Below are 11,657 nucleotides of genomic sequence, written 5' to 3' on the forward strand. Positions count from 1 at the left end.
TATCAGTTGCCCATCTTCAGCGTGTCGATGATCAGCGACTTCGCGGTCTGCATGACTTCGACGTTGTTCTGGTAGGTGCGCGCGGTCTCCATCATGTCGACGAGCTCGCGCGACTGGTCGACCGCGGCGTCGAAGACGTTGCCGTCCTTGTCCGACATCGGGTTGGCGGGGTCGTAGCGCTTGACCGGACCCTCGCCCGCGCTGACGATCCGCTCGACATCGACCGTCGACATCCCCGTCGCCTTGTCGAAGCTGGTGCGGAACACCGGCTTCATCGTGCGGTACGCGGCGGCCTCGGTACCTGCCGAGCTGCCGGCGTTGGCAAGGTTGGAGGCGGTGGTGTTCATCCGCACGAGCTGCGCGGACATCGCGCGCCCCGCGACCTGGAAGATCGTCATCGGCTGGTCGGCCATCTTATTCGCCCTTCAGCGCGCGGGTGATCGTGCCGATGCGCCCTTTGAGGAACGACAGCGTCGTCTGGTACTGCACCGCATTCTCGGCGAACGCGGTCTGTTCCTGGTTCAGCTCGACGGTGTTGCCATCCATCGAGGTCTGGTTGGGAACCCGGTATTTCACGGCGCTGGCGAAACCGTCGTCGCTACCTTCCATCGCGGCGAGCGCGGTCGAGAAGTCGACATCCTTCGCCTTGAACCCCGGCGTCGACGCGTTCGCGATGTTCGACGCGAGCAGCCCCATGCGCTGCGAACGCACTTCGAGCGCTGCGCCATGAACTCCGAAAAGCGTGTCTCCTGCCACGGGGTGGCTCCTTACGTGAATGTCCTGCCGGGGTATAAGCAATGGTCGTGCCAGTTTCGGCCGGCGGCGTGGGGAAGGTGGGCGCGCGGCGGGCGGCAGGGAGCAGCGGCAAGCGATTGCCGGTTGCAGCGCGGGTCTTGCCGGTGTTGCCGAATACGCGGGGCGCCGTTCTCCTGCGGACGCAGGAGCCCAGGGTCACGAACGATACCGCCAGGAACCCTGGGCTCCTGCGTTCGCAGGAGAACGAAACCCCGATCGAAGTTTGGCCCGCATCTTGCTGAACGCTACGCATGAGCACAGATTCTCTCGCGTTGATCGGCGAACTTCTCGATCCCACCGCGCTCGCGCTCGTCTGCGGCGGCACCGTCCTGGCGGTCGTGTTGCGTAGCCCGCTCGGCGAACTGACCCGCGCGGTCGGCGCGTTGCGAACGCTCGGCCGCAGTCGCTTCGATGCCGAACCGCTGCTGCATCAGATCACCGCGCTCGACCGCATCGCCAAGCGCCACGGCGCGCTGGCGCTCGACCGCTCGGTGATCACCGATCCCGACGTCAAGGCGGGAATCGCCGCGATCGTCGATGGCGCGGGCGGCGATGCGGTGCAGACCCTGATCGACCATCGCCGCCGCGCGCGGGTCGAACGCCACCTCGCGATCGCCGACATCTGGTCCGGCGCCGCCGACGTCGCCCCGGCGATGGGGATGGTCGGCACGCTGATCGGGCTGGCCCGGATGTTCGCGACGATGAGCGATCCGTCGGCGATCGGGGGCGCGATGGCGATCGCGCTGCTCGCGACGTTGTACGGCGCGCTGATCGCGAACCTGGTCGCGGCGCCGATCGCGCACCGGCTCAGGACCAACGCCCGCGCCGAAGCGTTCGAGCGCGCGCGGATCGTCGCGCCGCTGGTGGCGCTGGCCAACCGCGAGGTGCCGCGCGCGCCGGTCATCCCACAACCACTGGCCAGCGTCGCATGACCGAATTCGACTTTCCCGCCGCGCCGGCCGGACGGCCGCTATGGCTGATCACGCTCGCCGATCTCGCGCTCCTGCTGGTCGGCTTCTTCGTGCTGGTGCAGGCGACGCAGCATGTCGACCGCCGTGCGCTCGCCGACGGGTTTCGTGCCGGGTTCGGCGCCGATGCGCAGACCGAACAGGTGATCCCGGTCGCCGCCGCGGGCATGATGAACTTCGCCGCCGGATCGGCGAGCTTGCCGGGCGACACCGCGGGGCTCGTCGCCTGGGCACGCGAGGCGGCGCGTGATCCGCGCGTGATGCTGACGGTGACCGGCTCGGTCGACGGATCGTCCGGCGATGTCGATCCCACCACCGGCAGCGGCGCGGTGCTCGCCGCCGATCGCGCGCGCGTCGTCGCTGCCGCGCTCGCCGATGCAGTGCCTGCGGGCCGGATGATGATCACGACCACCACGCATGCCGGCCGCCGCGCTGCGATGGTCAACCAGGGGTTCGCCGGTGCGCCCCCCGAGCCAAATCCATGATGGAGAAACCGATGATTCGCGCGCTTCCGCTGCTGCTGCTGGCGACACCTGCGCTCGCCGCGGGGTTTCAGGACACCGCCGGGCTCGACCGTGCGGTATCCGCCTTTGCCGGCCACCCGATCGGCGAGGAAGGCGGCGCGCGTGCGCCGGTCGATTCGCGGCTGAAGCTCGCGCAGTGTCCGACGGTCGCGCTGTCGTGGCGGACGCCGGCGCACGATGCCGTCGTGATCGCCTGCTCGGGGCCCGACTGGAAGATCTATGTGCCGATGCGCGCGCCTGCGGTGGCGGTGGGCGAACCGACCGTCGTGACGATGCCGGTCGCCAAGGGTCCGCCGGTGATCAAGCGCGGCGATCCGGTGGTGATCGAGGCTGCCGCCGACGGCTTCCAGATCTCACGCGAGGGCATTGCGATGGGCGACGCCGCGGTCGGCGCGCGGTTCCTGGTCAAGGTCGGCGACGCCCGCACGCCGGTGCAGGCGATCGCTATGGCTGATGGCCGCGCGACGCTGCCCGGCTGGGGTCAATAACCGCTAAACTAATCGCCCCCCCTGCCGTTTCTACCCATGTCGGGGTCATCCGAGGGGTGTGGTCATGGTAGAATCGATTGGGACAAGGCTGACGACGGGACCCGTCCGGACCGTGCGCGCCACGTCCGAGACGCCAGCCGTCGCCGCTGCCGCACCCGCAACCGCTCCCGCCAAGACCGGTGCGACACTCGCCGCCGGCATGGCCGCGGCGCCGCCGGTCGACGTCGACCGCGTCGCGCAGATCAAGCAGGCGATCAAGGACGGTCGGTATCCGATCATGCCAGCGCGGATCGCCGACAGCCTGATCGCCCTTCGCCTCGAATGGAAGTCGAACAATGAACCGGCGTGACGCCCTGATCCGCGTGATCGACCTGCTCCACGCCGAGATCGCTGCGCTGAAGTCGAACGACGTCGCCGCGCTGGAGCGTGCGACGTGTGAGAAGTTGACCGCGATCGAAATGATCGCCGCCGCCGGCGACGGCCCTGCCGGTCCCGATATCCGCGAGCTCGCCGACGAGGCCAACCGGCTCAACGAGACCTGCCGGATCTATACCAACCTGATGGCGGCAAATGTCCGCCGCCGCCTGCAAATGCTGACCGGCGCTGCCGGTGCCGGCTATGGCCGCAGTGCCGCCGGGGCCTACGCCTAAGAGCAAGGCACGCCCGACCGGGAGTTGGCACGGTCCTTGCTGAATGATGCTCCGAACAGGGGCTCAATCCGCGACCATGACCGTTTCCTCGATCACTACCAGCCGCGTCCAGTCGGCGATCGCCGCCGCGAGCAGCAAGACGGGAATCGATTTCTCGTACCTGCTCGGCCAGGCGAAGCTCGAATCCGGGCTGCAGGCGAACGCGAAGGCCGCGACATCGTCCGCATCGGGGCTGTACCAGTTCATCGAGCGCAGCTGGCTCTCGGTGGTCAAGCAGCACGGCGCCGAACACGGTCTCGGCTGGGCGGCGAACGCGATCACCAGCACCAACGGCCGCCTCTCGGTCAGCGATCCCGCCACCCGGCAGGCGATCCTGGCGCTGCGCAACGATCCCAACGCGGCGTCGCTGATGGCCGCCGAGCACGCCGCCGACAACAAGGTCGCGCTGGAGAACACGCTGGGCCGCACCGCGACCGGCACCGATCTGTACATGGCGCACTTCCTGGGTCTTGGCGGCGCGAAGAAGTTCCTCGGCGCGCTGCAGTCGTCGCCCGGCCAGTCCGCCGCCGCGCTGTTCCCCGCCGCCGCCGGCGCCAACCGCAACGTCTTCTACGCCTCCAACGGCCAGCCGCGTTCGCTCTCCGACGTCTATGGCCGCTTCGCCGCCAAGCTCGGCGCGGGCGCCGCCGATAGCGGCACCGGCACCGGCACCGCGACGGCACTCGCCGCACGCAGCTTCGACATGGGCAATTCGACCGTGATCACCGGCGGCAACGAAAGCACGCAGGACGCGATGGCGTGGGCCAGCGCCGCGATCGGCCGGTTCAAGACCAGTGCGACGCCGCAGCAGACTGCCGCCAACCTGATGCGCCCGACCCCCGACACCGCGCGGCTCGCTTATATGATGCTCGCGAGCATGGGGGGCTGAGGCGGTGAACATTCTCTCCCATCTCCGCGCCGCGGCTCTGCCGATCGCGATCCTGCTGCTCGTCGTACTGATGGTCGTGCCGATCCCGGCGGCGATGCTCGACGTCTTCTTCATCGCCAACATCGCGATCAGCCTCGCGGTACTGATGGTGTCGCTGAACGCGCAGAAGCCGCTCGACTTCTCGGCCTTCCCGACCGTGCTGCTGTTCGCGACGCTGTTCCGCCTCGGCCTCAACGTCGCCTCGACCCGCGTCGTTCTGGTCCACGGCCACGAGGGTGAGGCAGCGGCGGGCCATGTGATCGAGGCGTTCGGGACCTTCCTGATCGGCGGCGACTATATCGTCGGGCTGTTCGTCTTCTCGATCCTGATCATCATCAACCTGATCGTCGTCACCAAGGGCGCCGGCCGCGTCTCCGAAGTGTCTGCGCGCTTTACCCTCGACGCGCTGCCGGGCAAGCAGATGGCGATCGACGCCGATCTCAACGCCGGCCTCATCACCCCCGACGAAGCCAAGCAGCGCCGCATCGACACCGCGACCGAGGCCGAATTCTACGGCTCGATGGACGGTTCGTCGAAGTTCGTGAAGGGCGATGCGGTCGCCGGCCTGCTGATCCTGGCGACCAACATCGTCGGCGGCCTGATCCTCGGTCCGGTCAGCCACGGCATGTCGATCGGCGACGCCGCGCATAACTACGTGCTGCTGGCGATTGGTGATGCGCTGGTTGCCCAGCTGCCATCGCTGATGCTCTCGATCGCCGCCGCCGCGATCGTCACCCGGGTCACCTCGACGCACGACCTCGCCGGCCAGATCGGCAGCCAGTTCGGCTCGCCCCGCACCTGGACCCCGGTCGCCGTGATCCTCGGGCTGCTCGGGCTGATGCCCGGCATGCCGCATATCGTGATCCTGCCGATGGCCGCGCTGGCCGGGTTCGCCGCGTGGAAGCTGCGCCAGATCGCCGCCCGCCCGGTGCTCGCGCCGGTCGTCGTCGCAGAGCCGGTCGATCCCTCGCGGATCGGCTGGGACGAGGTCAGCGACGCGATGCAGATCAACATCGACATCGGCTATGGCCTGGTGCCGCTGGTCGACGAGCGCCGCGGCGCACCGTTGATGGGACGCGTCACCGGCGTGCGCCGTCAGCTGTCGAAGGAACTCGGCTTCGTCGTACCGCAGGTGCGGATCCGTGACGACATCAACCTGCCGCCGCACCTCTACCGCATCCTCGTCAACGGCGTCGTCGTCGGCGAGGACGTGGTCTCGCCCGACGAAATGCTCGCGCTCGATACCGGCACCGCGTTCGGCGAACTCTACGGCAAGAAGGCGAAGGACCCGACCTTCGGGCTCGACGCCACCTGGATCGCGCCCGGCGATGCCGATGCCGCCACCGGTGCAGGCTTCCTGGTGGTCGATCCCGGCACCGTGGTCGCGACGCATCTCAACCATGCGCTCGGCCAGAACGCCGCCGATCTGCTCGGATCCGACGAGGTCCAGGCGCTGCTCGACGGCCTCAAGGAACGCGCCGCGCAGCTCGTCGCCGCGCTCGCCCCCCTGCCGCTCACCACTCTCACCCAAGTCTTGAAGGGCCTGCTCGTGGAGAATGTTCCCCTGAAGGAGTTCCGCCGGATCGCATCCGCGATCGCGGTGGCCGCGCAAAAGACGATGGATGCCGACGAGATCGTCGAGCTGATCCGTCCGCAGCTCGGCGCGCTGATCATCCAGAAGCTGTGCGGCGTGCGCGAGCCGCTCCGCGTGATGACGCTGGAGGGTCAGCTCGAAGGGCTGCTCGGTCAGGCCGCGCGCGCCGACACCTCGCGCCGCCACGTCATCGAACCCGATCTCGGCCGCCGCATCGTCGAGGCGCTGCAGCGCGCAGCCCAACCGCTGATCGCCGACGCCAAGCCGTTCGCGCTCGTCGTCCAGCCCGCGATCCGCGTCGCGATCCGCAAGCTGGTCAAGACCTGCCTGCCGGACACGCCGGTAATGAGCTTCTTCGAGGTGCCCGAAGAAAAGGCCGTCGAAGTCGTCGCCGTTATCGGCACGCCGATGGCGCTGGCGGCATGAGCGCGATGCCGATGCAGTCCGCGTTCGCGAACGCCCAGCCGCTGGCGACGCCGCCTCCCGTACTTGTGCCGGAGCTCGTCGGGCAACCGCTCACCTATCGCCCGGGCCAGCGTGCCGGCGGCGATCCCAACGCGCTTATCCGCGAGCATCTGCCGCTGGTCCGCCGGATCGCATGGCACGTCCACGGCAGCATGAGCAATCTGGTCGAGGTCGACGATCTGGTCCAGGTCGGGCTGGTCGCGCTGGTCGAGGCGGCGGCAACGTTCGAGGATCGCGGCGGCGCGACCTTCCGCCAATATGTCTCGCAGCGGTTGCGCGGCGCGATGATCGACGAACTCCGCCGCCAGGCGACGACGACGCGCGGCGCGATGCGCCGACGCCGCGCCTATGCCGCCGCGGTCAAGGCGCTGACCGGGCCGAGCGGGCAGAAGCCGACCGAGGCGATGCTCGCGCAAAAGCTCGACATCTCGGTTGAGAAACTGCGCGCCGACTATGCGACCGCCGATGCGATCAAGTTCGAATCGGTCGACGATCTCTACGCCGACGACCTGCCCTGGTTCGCCGACGACACCCCCAGCGCGTTCGACCAGCTCGCCGATTCCGAAATGCGCGACGCGCTGATCGCCGCGATCGCCGCGCTGCCGACCCGCGCCGCGCAGGTGATCCAGATGTATTACGTCGACGAACTGAACCTCGAGGAAATCGGCCAGGTCCTCGGCGTCGGCGCGGCGCGCGTCTGCCAGATCAAGAAACAGGGCTATGACGCGTTGAAGAAGGCGCTCGCCGGCCAGCGCTGAGCCAGCGACGCCTTCGACGTAAAATCTCCCGCGGCTTGGTGCCGCGGCGTTCCCCGGAATCCGGGGACGGTTCCCCCCACGCTGGACATCCCCCCGTCCCCCGCCCATCGTCACGATGCAGGCACGGTGCGGAGGTCCGATGACGAACGCGTTCCAGCACGGCACCGTCCATCAGGCGGCCGCGGATCTTCAGACCGCGTTGCGCGCCGATCCAGCCGCGCTCGACCTGTGGAACAGCATTACCCCCCTCAGTCGCAACGAATTCATCTGCTGGGTGGACGACGCCAAACAGGCGCCGACGCGCGAGCGACGCATTCGCCGAACGCGCGAGCAACTGCTCGATGGCAAGACGCGGCCGTGCTGCTGGGCGGGCTGCATCCACCGCACCGACAAGCCGCCGAGCAAGTGGCAGCAGGCGGTGCTCATCGATCGGAAGGCGGCCAAGCCAGCGGCGCCCGCTCGTCCCGGGCGAAGCTGACGCACCGTTACGCCGACATCGCCCCCAGCGCCGATATGTAGAAACGCACCGAACCCCCGGCAGCATGTCGCTACCGAGGGTTCGTTTCGACCAAACCAGGTCCGGTCGGCCCGGCACCCCAATTTGGGGGCGCGGTGCCGGGACTTATTCGGGAATTACTGGCCGAGCAGCTTGAGCACGCTCTGCGTGCTCTGGTTCGCCTGGCTCAGCATCGCGGTCGATGCCTGCGACAGGATCTGGGCTTTGGCGAGCGCGGTGGTCTCGGCCGAATAGTCGGTATCCTCGATCCGGCTGCGCGCGTCCGACAGGTTGGTCGCGTTGCTGGTCAGGTTGTTGACCGCGGACTGCAGCTGGTTCTGCGTCGCGCCGAGGCTGGAGCGGCGGTTGACGACGTTGGCGATCGCGGTGTCGTACGCCTCGAGCGTGGTCGCGGTCGCGGTGGGCGGGGTACCGCTCAGCACGCCTTCGACGCCGCCCGTCGTCAGCAGGTCGCCGCCGAGATTCATTTCGATCGCATCGGTCGTGTTGGCGCCCGCCTGGATCGTCACCTTGCCGTCGTTGGCGACGCCTGCGGTGCCGTTGAACAGCGCCTGGCCGTTGAACTTGGTGTTCGTGAGCACATTGGTGATCTGGGTCGCGAGCGCGTTCTGTTCGGCGGCGATGTTCAGGATGTCGGTCGCCGAATAGGTGCCGTTCGACTTCTGCACTTCGAGCTCGCGCATCCGCTGCAGGTTGTTGGTCACCTCGTCGAGCGCACCTTCTGCGGTCTGCGCCATCGAGATGCCGTCATTGGCGTTGCGGATGCCCTGGTTCATGCCGGCGACCTGCGAGGTCATCGACGCGCTGATCGCGAGGCCGGCGGCGTCGTCGCGGGCGCTGTTGATGCGCTTGCCGGTCGACAGCCGCTGCATCGAGGTCGACAGCGCGGACTGCGCGCTGGTCGAGGCATTGGACGCACGTAGTGCACTGATGTTGCTATTAATTACCGTCATGTCCGGTCTCCATTTCGGCTAGCTCTCCGGCGCCCCCAAGGCAAAGGACAAGCCGCCACCAGCCATAACGGCCGGGCGGGACAGACATTTAGAAGAAAAATCGACGCGACCGGTCGACGGGAAAAATCCCCGGCGCATGACCGCCGGGGATTTCACCGCTCGCCCACCGTTCCTTTCGGTGGGAAGGGCGGCTCCGGCGCCCACGGGGGGAAACCGGTGCCGGAGCCTAACTCGTCGGATTACTGGAGCAGCTTTAGGACGCTCTGCGTGCTCTGGTTGGCCTGGCTCAGCATCGCGGTCGATGCCTGCGACAGGATCTGTGCCTTGGCGAGCGCGGTCGTCTCTGCCGAGTAATCCGTATCCTGGATGCGGCTGCGAGCGTCCGACAGGTTGGTCGCGTTGCTCGTCAGGTTGTTGACCGCCGACTGCAGCTGGTTCTGGCTGGCACCCAGGCTGGCACGGCGCGTCGAGATGTTGCCGATCGCGGTGTCGTAGTTCTCGATCGTCGCACCGGTCTTTGCCGCACCGGTAGCAACCACGTCTTCGACGCCGGAGGTGGTCAGCAGGTTGCCGCCCAGGTCGAGGTCGATCTTGTCGACGGTGTTGGCGCCGGCCTGGACCGAGACCTTGCCGCTCGTGCCCGCACTGCCGGCGAACAGCGGGGTGCCGTTGAACTTGGTGTTGGTCAGCACGTTGGTGATCTGTGCGGCCAGTGCGTCCTGCTCGGCGGTGATGTTCGCCTTGTCGTCGGTCGAATAGGTGCCGTTCGACTTCTGGACTTCGAGTTCGCGCATCCGCTGCAGGTTGTTGGTGACTTCGTCGAGTGCGCCTTCTGCCGTCTGCGCCATCGAGATGCCGTCGTTGGCGTTGCGGATACCCTGGTTCATGCCCTTGATCTGCGAAGTCATCGACGCGCTGATCGCGAGACCGGCGGCATCGTCCTTCGCGCTGTTGATGCGCATGCCGGTCGAGAGGCGCTGCATCGAGGTCGACAGCGCCATCTGTGCGCTGGTCGAGGCGTTGGACGAGCGCAGTGCGCTGATATTGCTTGCGATAACGGTCATGTCAGATCTCCATCTAGCTCTTTGCGGTCCCCCCGTTTCCGCTTTGGAACCGAGCCGCTGAATGCAGTAACGGCCGGCAACCGGCAGGATTTAGCCGGCAAGGTGACATTTCTTGCCGGTCGTTGCCGGTTTTGCCGCCCCTCATGCGTGTACGGGCAGGCCCTCGCGCGCGGGTGACGCGGCGGCACGCGCGCCCGGAAAAATATTGCCGGTCCGGCTGCCGACTTAACTCGGCGTTTACCACCAAACTCTATTTGGGTGAGGAACAAGGGAGCAAGAAATGCGTTCGATCCACCCGTCCCATTCCATCACCAAGCGCAAATATGCGCTGCTCTCTTCTTTGCGAGCCCAAGGTGTGACGGTTAGATTGGACAACAGTTCTTCCCTACCGACCGATTACCTGCTGGTTGCCGAGGGCGAAGAGGTGACGGAGCCGAATCGGACGATGATCGTCGGCGAATCCGGCTGCATCGTGGTGCCAGCGCGCGATGGCCAGCCGGCACGCCTGTCCTATGGTCCCGCCGATTCGGCGGTCGGCAACGGCTTTGCCCGCGCGATGCTTGCCGGTCCGGATCTGCCGACCGCTGCCGACCCCGAGAGCCTGGCGCTGCTGGCGCTGGCCGAGCGAGTCGCCGCCTCCGACATCACCGTGCTGATCAACGGCCCGACCGGCACCGGCAAGGAAGTGCTGGCGCGCACGATCCACAACAACTCCGCCCGCGCCGGCAAGCCGTTCATCGCGATCAACTGCGCCGCGCTGCCCGAGACGATGCTCGAAGCATTGCTGTTCGGTCACCAGAAGGGTGCGTTCACCGGTGCGTCTTCCGGCGGCGAGGGCTTCTTCCGTGCCGCCGACGGCGGCACGATCCTGCTCGACGAGATCGCCGAGATGCCGATCCAGCTGCAGGCCAAGCTGCTTCGCGTGCTGCAGGAGCGCGAGGTCGTGCCGATCGGCGCGTCGGTGCCGCAGCGGATCGACGTCCGCATCATCGCCTGCGCCAACCGCGACCTGCAGGACGAAGTCGCCGCGGGCCGCTTCCGCTCGGATCTCTATTACCGTCTCGCGGTGTTCCCGCTGACCACCAAGCGACTCGCCGAGCGTCGCCAGGACATTCCCGCGCTCGCCGCGACGATGATCCTGCGGCATGCCGGCAACCGCACCACGATTCCCTGGCCGACCGCAGAGGCGATCGACGCACTCGGCCGCCACGACTGGCCGGGCAACGTCCGCGAGCTGGAAAACGTCATTCAGCGCGCGCTGCTGTTCGCGGCCGGCGACACCATCGACGCCGCGCACATCGTGTTCGACCGCGCCGTCACCCCTGCCCCGATCCTGCGCATCGTCGACACCAACGACGCCGAGGCGCTGCCCGAGACCCTGGGCAACATCGTCCAGATGAGCGAATTCGCCGCGATCCGCGAGACGCTGCAGGCGTGCGGCGGCAGCCGGATCGAGACCGCGCGGCGTCTCGGCATTTCGGAACGCACGCTGCGCTATCGGCTCGCCAAGGCGCGCGAGCAGGGTGAGGATATCACGCGGGCCGTGTCCGCATGAGTATTGGCGGAGTGGGCGGCGCCATGAGCGTCGACCGGGTGATGCAGCTTCGCGCGCAGATCCTGGAACGCAACGAGGCGCTGACCCGCGCCAATGCGTCTGCTTCGGCCGGCGCCGCAGCCCCCGCATCGACGCAGCCGACCAGCTTTGCCGATACGCTGGGTGATGCGCTGAAGTCGGTGAACGAGGGCCAGACCCAGGCCGCCAAGATCAGTGAAAGCTACGAGCGCGGTGAAACCGTCGACATCGCCAAGGTGATGCTGGCCCGTCAGCAAGCCAGTGTCGGCTTCGAGGCGACGCTGCAGGTCCGCAACAAACTGCTGTCCGCCTACAAGGACATCATGAGCATGCCGGTGTAA

General features: G+C 67.5%; 15 protein-coding genes. 11 read left to right on the forward strand and 4 right to left on the reverse strand.

The window, feature by feature from the left end:
• Positions 1-2: 2 nt before the first annotated feature.
• Together flgC and SJY20_RS17050 are read right to left on the reverse strand one after the other, a co-directional pair.
• Positions 3-413 (reverse strand): flagellar basal body rod protein FlgC, encoded by a 411-nt coding sequence (gene flgC, locus SJY20_RS17045; RefSeq protein ID WP_380788252.1) that lies wholly within the window; start codon positions 411-413, stop codon positions 3-5.
• Between the two features lies 1 nt (position 414).
• On the reverse strand, positions 415-756 hold the full coding sequence (locus SJY20_RS17050) for a flagellar basal body rod protein FlgB (protein WP_380788254.1): 342 nt from the start codon (positions 754-756) through the stop codon (positions 415-417).
• 290 nt (positions 757-1,046) lie between these two features.
• Between SJY20_RS17050 and SJY20_RS17055 the strand changes: the two genes are divergently transcribed.
• From SJY20_RS17055 to SJY20_RS17095, 9 genes are all read left to right on the forward strand, one after another.
• On the forward strand, positions 1,047-1,727 hold the full coding sequence (locus tag SJY20_RS17055) for a motility protein A (RefSeq protein WP_380788256.1): 681 nt from the start codon (positions 1,047-1,049) through the stop codon (positions 1,725-1,727).
• Positions 1,724-2,248 (forward strand): flagellar motor protein MotB, encoded by a 525-nt coding sequence (locus tag SJY20_RS17060; protein WP_380788258.1) that lies wholly within the window; start codon positions 1,724-1,726, stop codon positions 2,246-2,248. The genes SJY20_RS17055 and SJY20_RS17060 overlap by 4 nt, the downstream gene beginning before the upstream one ends.
• 11 nt (positions 2,249-2,259) lie before the next feature.
• Positions 2,260-2,775, forward strand: coding sequence for a flagella basal body P-ring formation protein FlgA (locus tag SJY20_RS17065; RefSeq protein WP_380788260.1), 516 nt, complete (start codon positions 2,260-2,262; stop codon positions 2,773-2,775).
• A 64-nt stretch (positions 2,776-2,839) separates the two neighbouring features.
• On the forward strand, positions 2,840-3,124 hold the full coding sequence (gene flgM / locus SJY20_RS17070) for a flagellar biosynthesis anti-sigma factor FlgM (RefSeq protein WP_380788262.1): 285 nt from the start codon (positions 2,840-2,842) through the stop codon (positions 3,122-3,124).
• Positions 3,111-3,425, forward strand: coding sequence for a flagellar protein FlgN (locus SJY20_RS17075; RefSeq protein WP_380788264.1), 315 nt, complete (start codon positions 3,111-3,113; stop codon positions 3,423-3,425). The genes flgM and SJY20_RS17075 overlap by 14 nt, the downstream gene beginning before the upstream one ends.
• A 76-nt stretch (positions 3,426-3,501) precedes the next feature.
• A complete protein-coding gene (locus tag SJY20_RS17080; protein WP_380788266.1) occupies positions 3,502-4,353 on the forward strand; it encodes a lytic transglycosylase domain-containing protein in 852 nt (283 codons plus the stop codon).
• Between the two features lie 4 nt (positions 4,354-4,357).
• Complete coding sequence (gene flhA / locus SJY20_RS17085; RefSeq protein ID WP_380788267.1) at positions 4,358-6,412, forward strand: flagellar biosynthesis protein FlhA; 2,055 nt, start codon at positions 4,358-4,360, stop codon at positions 6,410-6,412.
• On the forward strand, positions 6,409-7,209 hold the full coding sequence (locus SJY20_RS17090; RefSeq protein ID WP_380788269.1) for a sigma-70 family RNA polymerase sigma factor: 801 nt from the start codon (positions 6,409-6,411) through the stop codon (positions 7,207-7,209). The genes flhA and SJY20_RS17090 overlap by 4 nt, the downstream gene beginning before the upstream one ends.
• A 139-nt stretch (positions 7,210-7,348) precedes the next feature.
• Positions 7,349-7,687, forward strand: a complete 339-nt coding sequence (locus SJY20_RS17095) for a YdeI/OmpD-associated family protein (RefSeq protein WP_380788271.1) — start codon at positions 7,349-7,351, stop codon at positions 7,685-7,687.
• A gap of 155 nt (positions 7,688-7,842) precedes the next feature.
• Here the strand turns inward: SJY20_RS17095 and SJY20_RS17100 are convergent, their stop codons facing one another.
• Together SJY20_RS17100 and SJY20_RS17105 are read right to left on the reverse strand one after the other, a co-directional pair.
• On the reverse strand, positions 7,843-8,679 hold the full coding sequence (locus tag SJY20_RS17100; protein WP_380788273.1) for a flagellin: 837 nt from the start codon (positions 8,677-8,679) through the stop codon (positions 7,843-7,845).
• Between the two features lie 239 nt (positions 8,680-8,918).
• On the reverse strand, positions 8,919-9,743 hold the full coding sequence (locus SJY20_RS17105) for a flagellin (RefSeq protein ID WP_380788274.1): 825 nt from the start codon (positions 9,741-9,743) through the stop codon (positions 8,919-8,921).
• Between the two features lie 280 nt (positions 9,744-10,023).
• On the opposite strand from SJY20_RS17105, the gene SJY20_RS17110 reads away from it, so the two are divergent.
• Together SJY20_RS17110 and fliE are read left to right on the forward strand one after the other, a co-directional pair.
• The gene (locus tag SJY20_RS17110) at positions 10,024-11,298 is read left to right on the forward strand and encodes a sigma-54 interaction domain-containing protein (protein WP_380788276.1); all 1,275 of its coding nucleotides are present in this window, start codon (positions 10,024-10,026) and stop codon (positions 11,296-11,298) included.
• On the forward strand, positions 11,295-11,657 hold the full coding sequence (fliE, locus tag SJY20_RS17115) for a flagellar hook-basal body complex protein FliE (RefSeq protein ID WP_380788277.1): 363 nt from the start codon (positions 11,295-11,297) through the stop codon (positions 11,655-11,657). The genes SJY20_RS17110 and fliE overlap by 4 nt, the downstream gene beginning before the upstream one ends.

The sequence above is a fragment of the Sphingomonas sp. R86521 genome (assembly GCF_042466235.1).
Lineage (GTDB): Bacteria > Pseudomonadota > Alphaproteobacteria > Sphingomonadales > Sphingomonadaceae > Sphingomonas.